Origin of the sequence: Massilibacteroides sp. (assembly GCF_028705895.1) — a bacterium.
GTDB lineage: Bacteria > Bacteroidota > Bacteroidia > Bacteroidales > Tannerellaceae > Massilibacteroides.
Genome location: NZ_JAQWCQ010000039.1, coordinates 1 through 19,931 on the forward strand (window position 1 = coordinate 1; position 19,931 = coordinate 19,931).

Consider the following 19,931-nt stretch of genomic DNA (forward strand, 5'->3'; position numbering starts at 1 on the left):
GATACAGAATAGTACGCTTACCATCCGTCTCACGGATCACCGCCACGCGGTCACGTTTACCATAAATAGTCAGGTCACCTGCCATACTTAATGCTTCTAAGAGTGTCACACGATCAGTCGTTATCGAGAAACTTCCCGGACGGGCAACCTCACCCATTACGGATATCTTAAAATTAAGCATCTGCACGGTCACAATCGGGTCACGAATCAGATCTTCTTCAATCAAACGTTTCTTGATCAGTTCAGTCAACTGAAGACGACTAAGCCCATCCACCCGAATTTTACCTAATATGGGAAAATCAATATACCCTTCGCTATCGACCAAATAGCCCAATACTCGTTGTTGTCCGGTAGCCCCAACATTCGTACCCAATTGATACGTCACCATCGGCATATTAAACGGTAAAGCTAATTCCGGATTCTTACTATTCACCATTATAGCCAACAAATCATCTTTGTGAATCAGCACCTCATACGCCAAATCGATATCTTGCTGTTGATACCTATCTACATCCTGCAGATACAGCACTTTCTCAGGGGAAGCACAACTTATTAAAAGAACGGTTACTATAAAAAAAACAAACCTGTACAGGGCATCAATTTTCATAACATACACTATTGAATTTATATTATTATAACTCTCTCGCAATATTTTATATCTTGTGTTAAAACAAAGCTACCAATTCTACAGCTTACAAAAATACACTTTTAAGTTAGAGTTGGCTTATTATCATTCGTTTTTTGTTTATAAAAAGTCCATTTAAAAAGAATATACAGGATAGTCCCGGCATACAACATTCTATATCCAATGCCCAAAGCGTATAATGTTCCTTCAGATAAGCAACCAGATTAGAGCCTACGAATCCGTAAGCTCCCGTAATCAATATCGTTTTCATTTTTTTAATAAAGTTCTATAATGGATAATTTAGCTCTAAATCTATCGACCACTCAATCAACTCCTAAATGTACCCCTAAATCCCCTGAAGGGGACTTATAAGACAGGCGGAAAAAGTCCTCTTCAGGGGATTTAGGGGTTGATTTAGGGGTAGATTAAAAGCAGCAATTTAAAGCCAAAAGAGACCGGCATTGAGCGGTTGCTTTTCCACGAACGCATGCTTTCGTATTCTGTCCGCATGGTTAAAAATTGGCTCTTAATGATATCACTCCGATTTTTTCTCTCGGTCTCCTTTTTCTATGAAACAATAGAGAGGCACAAAACAAAATAAGAACAAGCCTTTTACTAACTGCCACAAGATAAAAAACATCTTTTTCAAATAAAAGACAAACGACTTTTGCTTCATTTTTATTGGCTTATTATTCGAACAGCTCGTTTTATATCTTCATCTGTTAATGAAGAGCCTGACGGCAAGCAAAGGCCGTCGTTAAACATGGCCTCACTAACTCCATTCGTATAAGCTGGCGCATCAGCAAAAACAGGTTGCAAATGCATAGGCTTCCATAACGGGCGAGACTCAATATTGGCTGCATCTAACCGTAAGCGGATATCTTCGCGAGTTTCTCCTGCTTCCTTCGGATTTACAACGATACAGGTCAACCAAAAATTAGAATTAAAATCGGCAGAAGGATTTTGCATTACCGTAATCCCTTTGGCGTCACTCAGCAGTTCAGTATATAAGGTATGGATTGCCCTTCTGCGAGCAATATGATCTTCCAGCACGAGCATCTGCCCCCGACCGATACCGGCACAGATATTACTCATACGATAATTATAACCTATTTTACTATGTTGATAGTGAGGAGCATTATCACGCGCCTGTGTAGCATAAAACATAGCTGTTTGTGCTTCTTCTGCAGTATGGCAAACCAATGCACCACCACCCGATGTCGTAATCATCTTATTTCCGTTAAAGGAAAGTACACCTAATTCACCAAACGTACCACATTTCTGCCCGTTCAGTTCCGATCCCAATGCTTCCGCAGCATCTTCCAAGACGGGAATACCGTAACGAGAAGCAATTTGCATAATCTGATCCATTTTAGCCGGCATTCCGTATAAATGAACAGGAATAATTACCTTCGGATATCTTCCGGTTTTCACATACCTATCCTTTATTGCTTCTTCGAGTAATTCCGGGCACATATTCCAAGTATCCACCTCGCTATCTACAAAAACGGGCGTTGCCCCTAAGTAAGTTATAGGATTGGCAGAAGCAGCAAACGTAAAACTCTGACAGATCACCTCGTCACCCGTTTTCACACCAAGCAACACTAATCCCAGATGCAAAGCAGCCGTACCTGCACTTAGGGCAACCACATGGCGGTTCTGACCGACAAACTTTGCCAAGTCCTCTTCAAATCCATTCACATTAGGCCCCAGAGGAACCACCCAATTGGTATCAAAAGCCTCTTTTACAAAGTCCTGCTCACGACCACCCATGTGAGCAAGCGAAAGCCAAATTCGCTTATTCATCAAATTGTTTATAATCAAAAAAGTTCTGTGTTAATAATAAAAAGTCCTTGTTAATCTTTCCTCAGCTGTTTTATCACTTTACATCTATTTCCTGCCGCTAAGGAATAATCAGGAATATCTTTTGTAACGACCGAGCCTGCACCAACAAGAGCCCATTTTAGAATTTCAAGACTGTACCACCCCAAGAATAGCCCACACCAAAACCGGCTAAAACAACGTACCCTTTTAATAGTCCTTTTCTATTTTCTTCATACAGAACAATAGGGATTGTATTCGAGACAGTATTTCCTGTCTCTGACATATAATATGGAAATTTCGATTCCGGAATTTTCATTTTTTTACGAAGGAAATTCAACATAAAGACATTTGCCTGATGAAAAATAAACGAATTAATATTTTCAGATGTTAGATGATTTTTTTGTAATAAATCACAAATCAAATGAGGAACAACATCTATTGTAAAATTAAATATCTCGGAGCCATTCATATATAAATGATCAGACGATATTGGATTTCCGTGATCACCAAACATTTCGTCATTTAGCTTATTAGGAAACTTTGCTCCCCCAGTTCTAACAATTAAATTTTCTGCACCTTTTCCATTCGTTCCAAGCACAAAGTCACCAATCTCTGCAAAACCGGTCTGAGACACAAGAGTAGCAGAGCCACCGTCTCCAAAAATTGTTCTGTTTCCCTTATCCTTAGGATGAATAAATTTTGTATAGGTTTCACCTGTAAGCAATAATACATTTCGAGCAATACCTCCTAAAACAAGTCCTTTTGCTAAAGAAAGTCCATAAACATAGCCTGAACATCCTAAATTAAAGTCTAAAGCTCCGCATGAAGTGGATAATCCCAGTTTTTCTTGAATAATACAGGCCGATGTTGGTAAAACATAATCTGGACTTTGTGTACAAAACAGGACAAAATCAATTATTTCTCTATTGATTCCAGACTCTACAAACAATTTTTCAGCAGCTTTTATCGCCAAATCAGCAGAAGTTTCATCAGATGATGCGATATGCCGTTTGTTTACGCCTATTTTGTTTGCGATTTTCTCCACACTCCATTCAGGAAATTCTTTAACTAATTGTCCATTAGTCAAAACCTGTTCCGGCAAATAGTAATTAATTGCACTGATATATGCTTTCATACTTTCTCTCTAATTATAATAAGGTATATCCTCCGTCAATAATCAAGTTAGATCCTGTTACCCACGAAGAGGCATCTGATAGTAGATAGATTACACTATAAGCCACTTCTTCAGGTTTTCCGTAACGTTTTAAGGGATACCGTTTCATATCTTCTTTCAATTGTTCTTGCATTATTTTACCATCCGAAAAAATATCCGTTGTAATCATACCCGGATTCACACAATTAACACGAATACCTTTCGGCGCTAAATCCAACGCCATACCTTTTACAAGGCCATTAACTGCACCTTTGGAAGAAGAATAAATTGAAGCAGCAGGCGCAGAACAAAGAACTCCGGAAATAGATGAGATAAAAACAATAGACCCCTTCTTTCTTATCTTTCCAGCTTTCAACAATAGTCTTGTCAATTCAGCAGGAGCAAAAAAATTAACATCCATGACTTCCTTGAAATCAGACGGCTTTGCAAAATTAAAAGGCAAGACTTTTGTTAACCCAGCACAATTAACAAGGCCATCCAAGTCTTCTATTTTGTTGCAAAGAGCTAACACATCATCGTCTTTTGCGAAATTGGCAATTATATATTGAACTTTATCGTCTCCTATCTCTAAAATAGTAGCCTTTAATCGTTCTTCGTTCCGACCAGTAATAATAACACACGCTCCCATCTTTGAGCATTCGACAGCAATAGCACGACCAATTCCAGAAGAAGCACCAGTTATCAGTATTCTTTTATTCTTCAGAGAAAAAGGATTGTTTTCCATTATTTTCACACTCTATATTTCAATTAAATCTGGGCAACATATATTTTTAGTTTGAAAACAAGCACTACCCCAAGAAAGCCCAACTCCAAAACCACAAATAAGATGCGTTAAGTCCCTACATAGCAATTGCTTTCTCAATTCTGTCACCATTGTCAATGGAATTGTTGCACAACTAGTATTTCCAAAATCACGAATAGAATTTGGTGTTTTTTCAGCTGGGATTTTCATTTTTTTTCGAATTCGCTCATTCATAAATAGATTTGCTTGATGAAATGTAAAATAATCTATTGAATCAATACTTATATCATAAAAATCCAATAACTCTTGTACGCATCTAGGAGCTTTTGATATACCAAAGGTAAAGACATCCATTCCATCCAATTCTAATTGAAGTTTGTTTCTTAAGATGTTCTCTGAACACGAACTCATAATAAAAGAATCTACCGTAGCTTTGTTTCTAAAACCACCCTCACGAATTCGTATAACGTCAGAACCTTTACCGTCTGACTTTAAATTAAACAATAGTTTTGAATCATCATTTTCTATAAACTCTATTGCAGTAGCACTACCAGCATCTCCAAACAATGGATAAGTACTTTTATCATTAGGAGAGCATGTCTTCAAGATCGTATCTCCGGCAAGCAATAGTCCTCTCTTTATACTTCCATGACTAATTAAAGAAGATATGACATTAAGTGCATAAACATAACCACTACAACCTAATGAGATATCTAAAGTCAAACAAGTCTCCGATAAATTCAACATAGTTTGTAGTAACGGAGATGTAGAAGGGATTATATAATCAGGAGTTTGCGTAACAAAGATTAAGCAATCTATGCTATCCCTACTCCACCCCAAATCCAAAATCATTTTTTCAGCGGCATAGTAGCACAGATCCGAAGAGCACATATTCTCATCTGCAACCCTTCGGGAAACAACTCCTGTTGTATTAATAAAATTAAGACTTTCCTCTTTACTCAATATTGGCAAGTCAGAACATTGTTCTATACGCTTAGGTACACATGCACTTATGCCAGCGATCCTTACATTAGGTATTGACAAAAAAGCCATTTATTTTCTATTTTTCACTATAGTAAACAAATCTTCAATTGTTTCTGCTGAACGAATATCATCTCCTTTAATTGAGACATCATATTCTTCATCAATCATCGCAATTATAGAAAGAGCTATTAAAGAACTCCATTCCTCCAATTCTTTATAGTTCGTATTTGGAGTAAAAGCAGAAATCTCTGTTTCTTCAAACTGGTCTGCAAAATTTGTCGTAAAAGTCAGTAAATCCATTTTCTTTACATTTTAATTGTTTTATAAAGCTTTTGCAGGGCTTCCTAGATAAGTAAGCCCATCTTTTGTTTTTTTTATCACTAAGCTATTGGCTCCAATGGTAGTGGTATTCCCGATTCTAATTTGTTGTAATACAATCGAACTTACTCCAAAAAAATTACGGTCGCCTATAGTAACTTCTCCAGAGATTTTTACATTTGGCATAAAAGCATTATAATTGCCTATAACCGAATCATGTCCGACTGGAATAAATCCATTAAAAATATTAAAATCACCAATTAGGAGATTACAACTAAATAAACATCCCGAACAAATAATATTTCCTTTTCCCATTTTACAATTTTGACCATCTAAAAAAATAACATCAGGTGAAATTATATTAGGAAAATTAATATTCTCATTTTTTATATTTTCAACAATATGGGCAACGATTGTAGGCTTTCCTATCGCAATAGCCAGATCAAGAGGATAAGTTATCTTATTCAATTCTTTAATTCCTCCAAGAATTTGTCCATATTCATTCGATGTTCCTATTTCTTTTCCGTCATCAAAAAAACCGATAAAATCCCATTGAGGGCTCTTCTGATTAATTATATGAATCAAGCAGGCAATTTCTCTACCAAATCCTCCTGCCCCATAAACAGCTATTTTTTTCATAAAAATTCTATTTTAATTATTGCCTGTAAACCGTTCCATTGTTGCACTGGTATCGGAAGAAATTCCTTCACGTACTATGACTTTCTTTACGGTTAAAAATAATATTTTCAGATCGAGAGTAAACGACAGATGATCTACATAGTAAACATCCAACTCAAATTTCTTTTGCCAGGAGATAGCATTTCGACCATTTACTTGCGCCCATCCGGTAATACCCGGTCGCACCCCGTGTCGCCGAGACTGTTCCTTATTATATAAGGGCAGGTATTCGGGCAATAGAGGGCGAGGTCCGACTAAGCTCATGTCACCTTTGATTACATTTAACAACTGAGGAATTTCGTCTAAAGAAGTTTTACGAACGAAAGAACCAATCCGCGTCAGTCGTTCCGCATCAGGCAATAAAGTTCCCTCTGCATTTCTCCTATCATTCATTGTTTTAAACTTAATCACCTTGAATAGTTTCCCGTTTTTCCCGGGGCGAGTCTGTGTAAAGAATGCACCATCCCTCTTATTTGCAATAGCTAACCCAAGCCAGATCAAAAGAAAAACCGGACTGATAAGCAAAAAGCCAATCAGAGAAAGCGTAAAATCCAAAAAGTGTTTTATAAAGTTCTTGTACATAAAATTAGTATCTGATCAAATTTTAAATTGATCCACATTTATCTCCCATCAAAACGAAGAGTCTAATCCGAAAACACCGTTTTATATTTCTGAGAAGGATGAGTTATCATTGCAGGAATAGTATAAACGATCTTCTTCTCATCAAGCAAGGTTTGTATATAATTCGTTTTGATATACTTTTCATTACGATTCAATAATTTTGCCAACTCCGACACAGACAGTTCTTGCCAGGCACACAACGCCAAAATTGTTTTTCTGATTAATTCAGGATCACTTCGTCTCCCAACTTCTGATAAAAGAAACAACAAAGGCTCTGGAACTGTCTCCCCTATTTTATCTACCATGGTAGGTACCTTATCTACCATGGTAGGTACCTTATCTACCATGGTAGGCAGCTTATCTACCATGGTAGGCAGCTTATCTACCATGGTAGGCAGCTTATCTACCATGGTAGATAATAGAAATGTTGTTGGTAAATAATAGGTTGACTTTCCTGCATTTTTTTGTTCAAGTAATTTTTGCTTACGCATACTTTTCAAGTCAACACCTGCCTCTATTCTATTCATTCCACATAATTGGCGATAAGACGTATTATCTATAGCTCCCACTTCTCGAACAAAAATCAATGCCAACTTTTGGTTATCATTCAAATCATGTGTTTTAAACAATTCAAGCCAAGACAAATCCTCTTGCCCTAAAAAATTATGAAACAATAGTCTCAATGTAAAATTATTTTTTTCTCTATTACTTTCAAATGTAGGAGGTACCATCTGTGCCTCTTTCATCAGAATCTGCATCGTCTTGAACCCAGTACCTTTAGTTTCTGCTAAATTAGTATCATGAAATATGGAAGCAATAAATGAATTTCGATTAACAGATCCAGGCTCACCGATTCCATCTTCAGGCTTTAATGAGTATCCTGCATTAATAATTTCGAGTCTATTAGCATAACGTAATATCTGAATCGGCTGATTTACCCTGTAAGTCCTATGAATAAATGCATTAACAACTGCTTCTCTCAACACCCTAATTGGAAGTAAACTCTTACTTTCTGCCTGAAGACTATTTTCTTGAAGTAGAAAACCCTTAGGAAGGTCATCCGCGATTGTAGATATCGTACGTGAAATCAAGTCAATAATAGGACCTCTCATGTCTAATGTCTCAACAAATCGCTCATCCGGATTTTCAACCCAGGCTTTCCCTGGAAGACGAATATAGTCCACACGAACCATAGGCATTAATCTTCGGAGAGCCATCTTCTTCCCGAAAACAATCAGACCCGTATTTGTTAATTTCCAGTCATCACCTACTTTTTTTATACAGTTAAGAGCTCTCAATAAATCGTTATCACTATAGTTAAGTTCTTCCGCCGAGCTATTTACCTTCTCTCTTAATCGTTTGTATATATTTAAAGCTCCATAATCAATATCGTCTATATCAGAATCCTTGATAATAGAACCATCAAAACTATCCTCTTTACCATAGAAAAAGAATAAATCATCTTCTGTGCATCGCTGATCAGTACTTCCGATTCGTCTATAAGCTCCTTGCGGAAGCCCCTGACTTTTGAAATATAAAGGTTTTTGTTCAGGAGACAGTTCCGATATTTCGGCCACTAATACCATACGTCCGGCACTCTCTTCAATACTAATTTTAGGTCTGACAGGAATATTAAACAAATCAGCACATTGTGTAGCTAAATCTTTCTGAAGTTTATCCGGGTCAGTAATACCTGCCACTTCATAAGCAGGAAATAAAGTATTTTCAGACTCTCTTATTCCCAAAACAATATATCCACAATCCAAACCCGGCTCATTCGAAAAAGCACAAACCGTTTCCATAACAGAACGATCTATACGCGAACCCGTTTTAACTTCTAAATTAGTTCTTTCATCAGACTGATTCAGTTGTTTAATAATATCATTTATATTCATGTCCTTATCAAATCTTTTCGGCAAAGTTAGAACTTCTTTTTTATGTTCTATAAAACCGTTCGTCTGTAAGATTTATTTTTTCTCAACATCTTCCAGAAATGCTACAAACTGATCTCCTAAGTGATCTCTGGAAAATGAACGTTCGGCAAGTTGACGAGCATTTGTTCCATACTCTTTCCGTCTGTCAGGATGGTCTGCCAGATCAACTAATGCATCTGCAAAAGCTTCAGGATTATCAGGAGGGATAACCTTTCCACATTTTTCTTTAGTTATCATATCAGCTAACCAACCGGGATAATTGTTTAGAATCGGTAAACCGGATGAAATGTAATCAAAAAATTTATTGGGAGATGTTCCGTAATAAAATGCAGGAATATTCGCCAATACCATGAGACCAATATCTGCATTTGCAACAATTCGACTTAACAAATTCTTAGGCATCGGATCAAAAAAACGACAGTTCTCCAGCCCGTCCTTAGTTGCTCTGTCTTTTAGTCCTTGCTTCGTCTTGCCGTCTCCAATAAATACCAGAACAATATCCATACGCCCTCTCTGTTTCAAAACCACAGCAGTATCTAATACAGCATCCAGCCCGTTAGCTATTCCATGAGCTCCAGTAAATACGGCAACGGTATCAGTCGGTTTAATCCCATCTAAAATCAGGTCTATCCTATTGCCTGGCCGGAATATTTCCAAGTCACAACCATTGGGAATCAATTCTATTCGTTTGTTCTTCTGGCTTCTTTTGGCAATTCCGGCACAGATACCAGGCGAAAGGCCTATACAAGCATCAGCATTATGATAACTCATCCACTCCAGCACGTTCATCCCCCAAAGAGCTAACGGATTCTTCATACCTAACGCCTTTGGCAGTTCAGGCCAAAGGTCACGCACTTCAAAAACGAACGTCTTCCGTCTGAACCATTTTGCAGCAATACCAGGAATTCCAGCAGTCAGAGGAGTTGTTGTCGCAAAAAGGATATCATATTGTTCTTTCAATGCGATCCGAACTCCCTTCAAGGCAAATTGAACAAACACCCAAGCTCTTTTCAATAGCCCATCTTTATTAGAATAAGGAAGATTAATCTGAATCACATGAATACCATCAACATCACCCCGGAACACTCCCTTTTCTTTTGTCGGAGGAAGATTTAATTTAGCAATCTCCCCACATACGACTGTTACCTCATGACCGTGTTTTATCAGTCGCTGTGCAAGTTCATACGAACGTGTGCCGCCACCTAATGTAGGTGTCGTAAAATGTTGATGAAAATAAAGTATTTTCATTCTTAGAATTTATAATCTCTTCTTGTATAGTAAGTGTTATGTCTATCTGAGAAAAATTAAAACAGAGATATACTCGTTTTAAGTTCCGAAGTCTCTGTTTTGAATGAAACCAGAAAAGAGGGTTCTTTCACTCCATAATACGAAGAACATCCTTCTTCCTGAACATACGGAGGCAGCATTTCGCCTTTTGCATCTTTACAGATTATCTTAATCCGATCTTTACAGACTGGATTAATATGCCAGTAAATGGTCACTTCCTTTCCGTGGGCATTAGCTACCTGATCCGTGATTTCCCAAGTTGTTTCATTCTTGTTTTTTATGACTATCCGTCTATGAACTATTCTTTTCCCTATCTGTCTGAATGCTTCTATATCGCCTTTAAAAACATAAGAATCTACGTTTTCATGTAATTCTCCGAAAGCCTTTTTCACCCAATAGAACCAGATAAATCGATTACCTTTCAACATTTGATCTGCACCATCGACAGAAAGGGTATTATGTCCTTTGCATCCATTAAAATACTGAACCGTTTCTTTGTCTGTATTGTATTTATAAGAACCGGAATCCCATAATACGTTTTGTCCGTTTGCCCAAATATCAAGATGAAGATTATCCGATTGAGCCGGTCGGTCTTTGTATTTTCCGCAACGAATAAATGTTTTCACATCTCCTTCTTGCATAATATAATAACCTCCTGTAGGAAAGGAGGAAAGTCCTTCTTTACGCTGTGTTATGAGGATAGGATTAGATAATCCATACCAATGAAAACTCTCCCGCTCCTGCAAAGCCTGTCCATAAAGAACCATACGTAAATCATCCAACTGAGAAGAATATATACGATAGTCATCATCCGTCAGCTGAAAAAACAAAGCACCATCATTACTGCCATAATTAGGCAAACATCCGGAGAGAGGATCCAGACAAGCATCTAAAAAGATCAAAGAAGCTTTTGCACGTTCATACACCACTGGTCTAAAAGGATCATTATGTATTTCAGACAATCGAATTCCCCAGGTTAAAAGTTGAATTACCACCCGATGATAATTCATTGAAAACTGTAAATACGTACCGTCTTCATATATCTGATAAGCTATTTCCTCCTCAAACCAACGCTTCCCCTTCCGGCTCCACTCCTGTGTATTAGGTAGAAATGGGAAGAGCAAACCGGATAAATATAACAACAACGTCTCTGTTATCGCATGGTTATTGCGGACACTAATCCTTGAAAAATGAATATTATGATACACATGATGAATATGTGCATAAATTACGCGCATCATCTTTTCAAACAAAGGTTCAGTCAAATATGTAGAGTCTTTATAATAATAAAGCGCGAAAGTCCAATTCAGCACCCGAAGACTTATTTCCTGACTACATTTATAATTGGGACCTCTATTTATCGGATTGTGATCTATAAATGATTCGATTTGCTCAAAGACAAACTCTGCACAATCTGTCCCTGAGTGATAATCATAACGAATAATATCATAGAGATATGAAAAGCGCGCCTTTTCCCAAACAAACTTAATGTCACCAGCTTCGGCAGACAAATCAGGAATTTCCGTCCAATGCTTACTTATATCATAGTGATACCCGGTATCGGGGTTCGTTACCCAGTCATAATCTCTTCCCAGATCATACTCCTGCGAACTAAAAAAGACAAATCGGCCTTCTTTCATCCTCTCTACCCTCTCTGCTAACAAGGGAGACAGGTCTTTATTTATTCCTTTTATGTCTTTTCCTCCAAAAAAGAAAGGGGTAGCCGTATTTCTCCATTCAGACAATTTGGGTAAAGGAAAAGTATCAAAAGTCGTCGGGAATTTTGACTTCATTATTCCCACTTTTGTTTGAAAGATATAGGCAATCCTGAAAAGAATATATCGCAAGGACATATTGGACACAAAATCAATGATTAGAGAAAGCTTATTTCTCATTCCTTATTTTTAAAGATTCACCCAACCGTGTGATTTCAGGCTTTCGATTGCAGCAAAACTAACTCTTGTCGTGTTTATAATGTCTTCAAATGGAATCAATGGCTCTCCTCCTTTTTGTATCCGTTCAACCAACAATCGGAACTGGTCTTTATGTCCCTTATCCATCGGTGTTTTTAAATGAGAGAAGCCTTTAAAACCAAATCCTTCTGTTTTACGAAAATTATCTAAGACTAACGTCCGTTCCTGCGAATACACTTCAACGCGCTCTTTTGAGTATGCCTTTGAGCCGTTAGCAAAATAATTGATAACCCCGGTCGATCCGTTTTCATATTTCAACAAGATTGAAGCATTGTCTGTATTCTCCTCAGGGTTAACCCCCATCGAATTCATACATACTGATTTCACTTTACTGCCTGTCAGGTAGGTTATCAAATCGATAAAATGACATGCTTCTCCAATGATCCTTCCGCCTCCGACTTTTAGATCGTGTACCCATACATTGGAAGGAATAAAACCAGCATTCATCGTGGCGATAACATTCATCGGAGCTAATCCTAATAAATTCTTCATTTTTTGAACATGTGGAGAAAAGCGTCTGTTAAAGCCTACCGTGACCGATGTTCCTGCAATATTCTGAGCCTGTATAATTCGTTCTAACTGTTCCTCATTCAAGGCCAATGGTTTTTCCACAAAAATATGCTTCCCGGCTTGTAGCGATTCAATCGTCATTTCGGCATGTAAATCGTGACGAGTCGTAATCATGACAAGATCAACTTCTTTATCTTGCAATATTTCTTTATAATTCGTGGTGGAATGTGTAAAGCCGTATTTCTGAGCCAAAGCAGTACCACTTACGCCTCCTTTACTCGCTATATATTTTTTGTTGGCTGTTGTCGATTTTAATGCAGGAAGCATAGTCATCTTTGTAAAATTTCCAGCTCCGATAATACCAAGAACCCCTTTTGTTCCTGCAAAATTTGCGTCACTTACCTGTATTGTATGCGCAGGTGACAATACTGTATTCTCGGGATATTTCAAGATTGAAGCAATGGATCGGCTATGACCGATATCTCCATAAATTCGTTGATATTCGTCTAAAGGAATTACATCTGTTATCATCTGCTCTACTTGTAATTTCCCGGAAGACAACGTCTGTAGGATCGTTTCAAAATTACGTTTCTCCGTCCATCTCACAAAGGGTAAAGGATAGTCAATCCCTTTTTGTTCATAATCGTCATCATAGCGCCCCGGACCATAGGAACAAGAAACCTGAAAACTTAGTTCCTTCTCATAAAACTCGGCACGACTGATCTCTAATCCGATCACACCGACCAAAACAATTCGTCCACGTTTACGACTCATTCGGGCAGCTTGCGAAATTATATCATTATTCTTGGCAGAGGCTGTAATTAATACAGCATCCGCACCAATGGTTCCTGTCTGGCTTTCCACAAACTTGACCACATCGCCCTGTAGTGGATTGAAAGGAATCACTCCCCATTCCTTAGCCAAGGTTAGTTTGCTTTCGTCCACATCCGTGCCAATCACGCGACAACCATTAGCAATTAATAATTGGGCACTCAACAAACCGATTAGTCCTAAACCGACAACAACAACCGTCTCTCCTATAGTTGGGTTTAATAAACGTATGCCTTGTAAACCGATCGAACCGATTACGGTAAAGGCAGCACTCTCATCACTAACATTATCAGGAATATGAGCAACCAGATTTTTGGGTACACAAACAAACTCAGCATGTTGGCCGTTAGAAGCTACCCGATCTCCTGTTTTGAAATCTGTAACACCTTCTCCAACCTCAATCACCCGGCCTACATTACAATAACCCAACGGAAGAGGTTCTCCCAACTTATTAAATACAGCCTCTAAAGTAGGCATCAAACCGTCCGTTTTGATCTTATCTAACACCTGCTTCACCTTATCCGGTTGCTGTCGGGCTTTAGATAACAGGTTCGATTTACCAAATTCAACCAACATACGTTCAGTACCTAAAGACACTAAGCTACGTGTCGTTTGAATCAAAACACAACCTCGTCTTACCTGCGGCGCAGGCACTTCTTCTAATATCGTTTCTCCTGTTTTAAAGGATTGGATTATTTGTTTCATTATATTAAGTGTAAGCTCTGTGAATCTTTACAGAAGTTTTTTTTTCTTGTATTCCTGTATTCTATTCTGTTCTTGTTGTTTCCAGATCGCCAGATCATCAAGCAAATTTTCTTTCAGATCTTTCCCTAAAAGAAACATTTGTGTACTTAAGAAACCAGGAAAGCCAACCTCTTCTTCTTTATATTTTTCTATGGAATGTTTAATAGCTGTTTCGAGCTCACCTATCGCTTTTCTCGGATCAATACCTCCTGGCCTTAACGAATCGATAAGTCTCTTCAATTTCCAGCTAACCTGACAATCTTGTGATGAGAGCAAGGCTAAATCTTTTTCTGGCTGATTAAAGTAAGAATAATACAACCATATTTCAAAACAAGGATTACTCACAATCAAATTGAACCGTCTGTATTGACAAAGGTAAATTATCCGTTTAAGTCCCGTAAACTGATCTACGTCCGTTAGTAAGAAAAAGCGATCATTTTCTTGTAAATTAAAACGATCATTATTTTTCTCCACGTATTTTCGCTGAACCGCATTCAAGGCATAACCATACAGTTGCTGAGGAGTAAATCCTCCCGCTCCTTTAATTGCAGACAAGGTAATCAGCTTGATACGTCTTCCCATTTTCCCAAGTTCTATAGCAGAAAAATAATCTTTTTCTCTTTTTTCTCCACCTGAAATAATAACAAATAGAAAAGATTCTCTAACCCCTTCTTGTTTGGTATAAGTCGCCGGTAAAACTATAGCAGGAGTAGTCAGAGATTGCTTGCTTGCTGCTTTTTCCTTTTTCATCTGAGGAGCAACCGGCTCTTTCTTTGAGTCTGCCTTTTGATAATTCCAGTTCTCAGTCATCTTTAGTTGTTAACAGTTCGGCTAATCCCAGAAAAGGTATTCCTCCATATCGACCACCCAGATAACCATTCTCAATGGAAATGGTGTTATGCTCCTTAAAGTCATTGAGAGAATACATACACGTCTCTCCTTCGTGCTTTTCAGTAAACCAAACTTCATCGGGTCTTAGTAGTTTTTTCTGATCCAACAAACAAACCTCATGTGTCGTAAAAATAAGTTGTCCGGAAGCCGGAGAACCGGAGAATAAGGCAATGAGTTCACGTATTAACAGCGGATGAATCGAATTATCTATCTCATCTACACAAACCGTCTTATGTCCTTTCATCGCACTGTAAAAAGCAGGTATCAAAGTTAATAATCTCACTGTACCATCAGACTGAACAGCAATATCCATCTCTCCCGCATAACCGTCTTTCCCGCTTTGTTCAAACAAAAACTCTTTCAGAATTTTCTTTCCGTTCTCCAATGATAAAGAACACATATTTCTGTTTTTTCTCATTCGGGTCAACAGTTGATCTTTTCCGATTTCTTTGTTTAACAAGCTTTTCACTTCATCATCAAAAGATTGATCCTCCGCCTTTTTATTTATTTTCAGACGGGTTATTCCTGTATCAAGCTTTTCGAACACGTTATTCACAAATTCCATTAACGGCTGATTGGATGCCATCAGTTCAATCAGAATAGGAATAAAACTATCCGGTTTAACGATCTCAAGTTCATGAAAGAACCAGTCGAAAGCACCTTCAATTTCTTTATCTTTTAAGATTGGAAATTCCTTGTTCAACGCAAACAAAGACGACATGGGATTAGTTTCAAGCAGTTTTTCAATCGCAAAGCGTACATCCTCTGCTTGCTCAGTACGCATTTTTACCTGATTTCCTGTTCTCAAAAACAGCAGGACATTATCTTCCCCTATTCCTGATAAATACAAAGCTTCCTTTTCAATTGATTCGCTATTTATTGCTATCTCATAAATATAATACTGTTCTGCATTAAAAAACTCAACGATAAGGGATATCGGTTCTTTATTTCCACCCTGAATCAGCCGGAATTTACTTTTATCTAATTGATCTTTTTTTATAAAGTTCTTGTCTGTAACAAATCTTTTCAGAAAAGACAATGCTTTTATAAAATTGGATTTTCCTGATCCGTTTGCTCCATAGATAGCCGCTTGCTTCAACAAAGGAACTTTTCCTTCAATTATATGCTCCGGAAATGATGTCCGCCTTGGATTTGGAAACATATCAAACTGAACAGGACTATAAAAAGAGCGAAAATTTTGTATGATAAATCGCAACAGCATATTCTTCTGTATTATTAATTTTGATCAAAGATAAATATCTTTTCCACACAAGCATTATGCATCCGTGAAAAAATCACGGACAACTCATAGAAAGAATAGAAGTCTGTACCCCTACATTTTTCATACCCCAGATAATTTAGCCCGATGCTTTTGAATAAAATACCCTATTGTAGCATGATAATCCTTAATAGTGTTGGGATCTATATTTTTCAGGCGGTTATAAACGTTCTCTTCCTTAAATAGTTCACAGAATTTATCGTAATATCTTTGTTCTGAATTATAAATCATTTTTTGCACAAAAGGCACAATGTTAAAATCCGTTCTGAAGATATACTCTTCAACTATTTTCTCGTATTCTTCCATATTTACGGCTTTCCATATACAAAACAAAACCGTAGTAGGTGTCTGGCTTAATCCGAATAAGAGATTGTAACCTTTCTGTTCTGCAAATCGGTTTATCAATTGATAGATACTTCGATCTATTTCTTCTTTATAATAGGAATATACGCTATTTCTCTCGCAAAAATGAGTAGCGAAAAACAAGTGAAACAAAGTCACTCTTTCTTCCTGAACAATCGTCTCAAATAGCTGTACAACTTTTCGCCTATCACGAACTATTGGCTCAAGTGCAGGATCATCATTATAATCAGTAATATAGTTTTCCAGAATATCCGAAATTAGAAACTCTAAAGAGCACCCACAGTCGTCCATGGTATAACGTGTTCGTTGTTTATTCACAGACAACCGGGATAATGCGATACAGATTCTCCCGATACTATCATTGTCGATACCCTGAGTACGTTTTTGATAACAAACCTGATAAATTACACGATTTAATTGTGAATATCCGTATTGTTTATAAAAGAATTCTATCGCTTCCAACAATTCGTTTTCATCATTTTCTCGTATATTTTTAATAAAATCATCAAACATTCTTTCACTAATCACGTTATCCGGCGTAGTATATAAGAAATATTTATCGAAATAAGTTGAGCTGCATAAACTTTTCTTACTATCAATATCCAATGGACTAATACTCTCTGAATAGCGGAAAGAATGGAGAATATTATAGACTATTTCTCTGATAAATATTAATTTATCAGAACGAACATTTTCTAATAATTTATCTATAAATTGTTGCTTCTGTTCTTGACGCTTTTCTCCAGGCTCAGATCGCAGTTCGCCAATTAGACTGACTTTTCCGGTTAATAAATATTTATTTTCTCGGATAAGATAATAGGCCTCGGGATGAAACAATTTCAAAGCTTCCAACAAACACAAATCCGACAAATTCACTTCTCTACGAATAAAAGGCAGAATAAAAGCAAGAGAGTTAGTATATAGTATTATTTCTCTAACTGTAGAAAAAAGAGGGAACACATATTGCTTAAGCGATGCCTTTAATTCTTCGAGAGAAGGCGTGCAATCACCGTTTTCCAAAGACTCGGATAACTCTATTAATGGGAAAACACAAGTCTCCAATTTTTTATTCAGATGTACCTGCTGTATCGCAGGCAGGTAAATAGGCACCTGAATAATCTTTTCTAAAAAATGCTTTCCGGATTCTTCATCCCCACAACCAAACCGTTGACCTATCGATTTTGCGACCATATCCGCATCCATCGCAATAATATAAGTCGTATTCACAAAATCAGCATTCTGACGAATCAGTTTGAACAAAGCATGTACTTCTTCTTTATCTAATCGGTCAACATCATCAATCAATATAAGAAGATGCTTTTTAGACGTCTTTATGCATTCGTTCACTTCCTCCTTCAACGCTCTTATATCTATGTCAATTTTAGAGACAGCTTTTATTATATCATTAAAGGAGTTTTGTAAGACGCTTCCTAATCCGGGCATAGCAAGATTTAGTAGTCCGGAAATACCCAATGAAACAAGGGGACCGTATTGTTTTATCTTTTCAACATAGTCCTTACTTATATTCCCATTCTGCAACGCTTTAAAAAAATCCAATAATAAGGACTCTTGATCTTTAAACAGCCAGGGATTAAACCGAACAATCTTAATTACTTCGTCTTCTGAAATTTTCTCATATACAATATTAAGCAAAGAAGTTTTCCCTTCGCCCCATTTCCCATAAAGACCAATAGTATAGCAATTCGTTTTGCCTTTACTCCTAAGCTTAATCATCTCCACAATACTGTCAACGATACGCCCTCTTCCGAATAAATCTTCACTAATAGTTTTAATAGGGTTGTCTTCAATCATATTTGATTACTTTATTAATAAGCTAACTTTACCCGATACGGAACGAATCGGTTCATTCACTCGTTTAAATGTTATATCAAAATTCAGATTATTACTATCAAAAAGGGAGGCTGCTTTATTTTCCGCAATATTACCAACATATACTATTTCTATTACGCCTTTCCGTATCTGCTTTACTTGAACGAAATTCGCATAATTAAATATTTCATGATGGCGTCCAAAAATCAATCCGGTTAAATTAATACTCTTATTGTCTTTATCAACTACAAACTCACCATTACGTCCTTTTAATATTAAAAAAGAGTCTAATATTCCATTTTGAACAATCGGATCTTCAATTATATCTTCTGTATTATATCGTATTAACGGTGACGCGTAATTATAATATGAAGTACTCACTAAATTATATTCATTTTCTTCATTGAGTATTGCTTCAGAAAAGCCATAAGAGAGAAAAGGTGAATAATTAAACGGTCTTTCTTTCTCATATGCCAATACCGCGCGTTCCGTATGTCCATACCAGGAAATCGTTTTTATATCAAAGACTGTTTCTATCTTATCCCTATAGTATTTATGTGGATACTCAGATCCTAAAAAAGCACCTTTTAATTGTTCTTTAAGAATAGATGTTAGTTCTTGATCAAACGTCTCGCAATAAATAGCAAAATCATAAATAGACGATGGATAACCATGTAAATAATTGACATGATATTTTTTTAAAATCTGTTTTAATCGTTTACAGATTTCACTATAAGAGGCATAGATGTCAATCGCAAAAGTATTCCTGACCACATCATAGTCTACAAAATTATTAACATCACTCCTACCTCCAAATCCTAATTTAAAATCAGACGTTTTATATCCCAGTTTCTCCCAAATTGTATGCATGTGCGCCCATTCGTGTCCGATAGAATCTGGCTCTATATAAAAACCAAAAGGTGTACCGGAAGATCCTCCTGTATTAACAATATATCTTCCTTTTCGCTTATAACTACGTTGTTCTAATTTCGATTGATTTAAAATAGACTTCGTTATTATAGGTATCTTCTGGATATCCCCAAAAGACATCAGATCATCCGGATGGAAACTGTTAGTGTCATAATATGTTCTATAGAATGGAATATGCTTATAAGAAAAATCAACGAGGGACTTTACGCGTTTAAAAACAAAATCCTGTTTTTCTTCTTTATTGGCCAACTCTAACTGACGAATTTCCTGTTTCCGCGTTTTGTAGATTTTCCCAATACCTGGTCTATATTCATAAGGAAGTATGTTTATCTTCTGACCTATAGAAGGAGGTATATTTTTTAAATTATTCTTTAAGAATACCGCAATATTCAT

General features: G+C 37.0%; 16 protein-coding genes and 2 pseudogenes. All 18 read right to left on the reverse strand.

Going from position 1 to position 19,931, the window contains the following annotated elements; translation table 11 throughout:
* Positions 1 to 607, reverse strand: a 607-nt coding sequence (locus PHT93_RS10350; protein WP_300242559.1) for a polysaccharide biosynthesis/export family protein, incomplete at its 3' end; no start/stop codon positions are given.
* A gap of 193 nt (positions 608 to 800) precedes the next feature.
* Positions 801 to 896 (reverse strand): annotated as a pseudogene (locus PHT93_RS10355) (NAD-dependent epimerase/dehydratase family protein); the annotation flags it as partial.
* Between the two features lie 407 nt (positions 897 to 1,303).
* Positions 1,304 to 2,431, reverse strand: a complete 1,128-nt coding sequence (locus tag PHT93_RS10360) for an aminotransferase class I/II-fold pyridoxal phosphate-dependent enzyme (protein ID WP_300242561.1) — start codon at positions 2,429 to 2,431, stop codon at positions 1,304 to 1,306.
* Between the two features lie 50 nt (positions 2,432 to 2,481).
* A pseudogene (locus PHT93_RS10365) lies at positions 2,482 to 2,601 on the reverse strand (acetyltransferase); the annotation flags it as partial.
* The gene (locus tag PHT93_RS10370; protein WP_300242564.1) at positions 2,589 to 3,584 is read right to left on the reverse strand and encodes a ketoacyl-ACP synthase III; all 996 of its coding nucleotides are present in this window, start codon (positions 3,582 to 3,584) and stop codon (positions 2,589 to 2,591) included. The gene PHT93_RS10370 and the pseudogene PHT93_RS10365, both read right to left, overlap by 13 nt.
* A 13-nt stretch (positions 3,585 to 3,597) precedes the next feature.
* Positions 3,598 to 4,347: an SDR family oxidoreductase gene (locus tag PHT93_RS10375; RefSeq protein WP_300242566.1), complete on the reverse strand. Its 750-nt coding sequence runs from the start codon at positions 4,345 to 4,347 to the stop codon at positions 3,598 to 3,600.
* Positions 4,348 to 4,359: 12 nt separating this feature from the next.
* Complete coding sequence (locus tag PHT93_RS10380) at positions 4,360 to 5,418, reverse strand: ketoacyl-ACP synthase III (RefSeq protein WP_300242569.1); 1,059 nt, start codon at positions 5,416 to 5,418, stop codon at positions 4,360 to 4,362.
* Positions 5,419 to 5,649: an acyl carrier protein gene (locus PHT93_RS10385; RefSeq protein ID WP_300242572.1), complete on the reverse strand. Its 231-nt coding sequence runs from the start codon at positions 5,647 to 5,649 to the stop codon at positions 5,419 to 5,421.
* A 21-nt stretch (positions 5,650 to 5,670) separates the two neighbouring features.
* Positions 5,671 to 6,306, reverse strand: coding sequence for a NeuD/PglB/VioB family sugar acetyltransferase (locus PHT93_RS10390; RefSeq protein WP_300242575.1), 636 nt, complete (start codon positions 6,304 to 6,306; stop codon positions 5,671 to 5,673).
* Between the two features lie 12 nt (positions 6,307 to 6,318).
* Positions 6,319 to 6,927 (reverse strand): sugar transferase, encoded by a 609-nt coding sequence (locus PHT93_RS10395; RefSeq protein ID WP_300242577.1) that lies wholly within the window; start codon positions 6,925 to 6,927, stop codon positions 6,319 to 6,321.
* Between the two features lie 62 nt (positions 6,928 to 6,989).
* Entirely contained in the window at positions 6,990 to 8,861 is a 1,872-nt protein-coding gene (locus PHT93_RS10400; protein ID WP_300242579.1) for an RNA-binding domain-containing protein, read from the reverse strand.
* Between the two features lie 72 nt (positions 8,862 to 8,933).
* Positions 8,934 to 10,148 (reverse strand): glycosyltransferase family 4 protein, encoded by a 1,215-nt coding sequence (locus tag PHT93_RS10405; protein ID WP_300242581.1) that lies wholly within the window; start codon positions 10,146 to 10,148, stop codon positions 8,934 to 8,936.
* Between the two features lie 56 nt (positions 10,149 to 10,204).
* Entirely contained in the window at positions 10,205 to 11,980 is a 1,776-nt protein-coding gene (locus tag PHT93_RS10410; RefSeq protein WP_300242583.1) for an alginate lyase family protein, read from the reverse strand.
* 111 nt (positions 11,981 to 12,091) lie between these two features.
* Positions 12,092 to 14,206, reverse strand: coding sequence for a bi-domain-containing oxidoreductase (locus PHT93_RS10415; protein ID WP_300242586.1), 2,115 nt, complete (start codon positions 14,204 to 14,206; stop codon positions 12,092 to 12,094).
* A 27-nt stretch (positions 14,207 to 14,233) separates the two neighbouring features.
* Positions 14,234 to 15,055 carry an RloB family protein gene (locus tag PHT93_RS10420; protein ID WP_300242588.1) on the reverse strand — a complete coding sequence of 274 codons (822 nt, stop codon included), beginning with the start codon at positions 15,053 to 15,055 and terminating at the stop codon, positions 14,234 to 14,236.
* On the reverse strand, positions 15,048 to 16,358 hold the full coding sequence (locus PHT93_RS10425) for an ATP-binding protein (RefSeq protein ID WP_300242589.1): 1,311 nt from the start codon (positions 16,356 to 16,358) through the stop codon (positions 15,048 to 15,050). Before PHT93_RS10425 ends, PHT93_RS10420 begins: the two co-directional genes overlap by 8 nt.
* Before the next feature lie 120 nt (positions 16,359 to 16,478).
* Positions 16,479 to 18,590, reverse strand: coding sequence for a P-loop NTPase fold protein (locus PHT93_RS10430; RefSeq protein WP_300242591.1), 2,112 nt, complete (start codon positions 18,588 to 18,590; stop codon positions 16,479 to 16,481).
* Positions 18,591 to 18,596: 6 nt separating this feature from the next.
* Positions 18,597 to 19,931 (reverse strand): hypothetical protein, encoded by a 1,335-nt coding sequence (locus tag PHT93_RS10435; protein ID WP_300242593.1) that lies wholly within the window; start codon positions 19,929 to 19,931, stop codon positions 18,597 to 18,599.

Excerpts from the sequence above, each read along its gene's own strand:
- PHT93_RS10360 (WP_300242561.1), bottom strand. The coding sequence starts at position 2,431 with ATGAATAAGCGAATTTGGCTTTCGCTTGCTCACATGGGTGGTCGTGAG.
- PHT93_RS10370 (WP_300242564.1), bottom strand. The coding sequence starts at position 3,584 with ATGAAAGCATATATCAGTGCAATTAATTACTATTTGCCGGAACAGGTT.
- PHT93_RS10375 (WP_300242566.1), bottom strand. The coding sequence starts at position 4,347 with ATGGAAAACAATCCTTTTTCTCTGAAGAATAAAAGAATACTGATAACT.
- PHT93_RS10380 (WP_300242569.1), bottom strand. The coding sequence starts at position 5,418 with ATGGCTTTTTTGTCAATACCTAATGTAAGGATCGCTGGCATAAGTGCA.
- PHT93_RS10385 (WP_300242572.1), bottom strand. The coding sequence starts at position 5,649 with ATGGATTTACTGACTTTTACGACAAATTTTGCAGACCAGTTTGAAGAA.
- PHT93_RS10390 (WP_300242575.1), bottom strand. The coding sequence starts at position 6,306 with ATGAAAAAAATAGCTGTTTATGGGGCAGGAGGATTTGGTAGAGAAATT.
- PHT93_RS10395 (WP_300242577.1), bottom strand. The coding sequence starts at position 6,927 with ATGTACAAGAACTTTATAAAACACTTTTTGGATTTTACGCTTTCTCTG.
- PHT93_RS10400 (WP_300242579.1), bottom strand. The coding sequence starts at position 8,861 with ATGAATATAAATGATATTATTAAACAACTGAATCAGTCTGATGAAAGA.
- PHT93_RS10405 (WP_300242581.1), bottom strand. The coding sequence starts at position 10,148 with ATGAAAATACTTTATTTTCATCAACATTTTACGACACCTACATTAGGT.
- PHT93_RS10410 (WP_300242583.1), bottom strand. The coding sequence starts at position 11,980 with ATGAAGTCAAAATTCCCGACGACTTTTGATACTTTTCCTTTACCCAAA.
- PHT93_RS10415 (WP_300242586.1), bottom strand. The coding sequence starts at position 14,206 with ATGAAACAAATAATCCAATCCTTTAAAACAGGAGAAACGATATTAGAA.
- PHT93_RS10420 (WP_300242588.1), bottom strand. The coding sequence starts at position 15,055 with ATGACTGAGAACTGGAATTATCAAAAGGCAGACTCAAAGAAAGAGCCG.
- PHT93_RS10425 (WP_300242589.1), bottom strand. The coding sequence starts at position 16,358 with ATGCTGTTGCGATTTATCATACAAAATTTTCGCTCTTTTTATAGTCCT.
- PHT93_RS10430 (WP_300242591.1), bottom strand. The coding sequence starts at position 18,590 with ATGATTGAAGACAACCCTATTAAAACTATTAGTGAAGATTTATTCGGA.
- PHT93_RS10435 (WP_300242593.1), bottom strand. The coding sequence starts at position 19,931 with ATGAATATTGCGGTATTCTTAAAGAATAATTTAAAAAATATACCTCCT.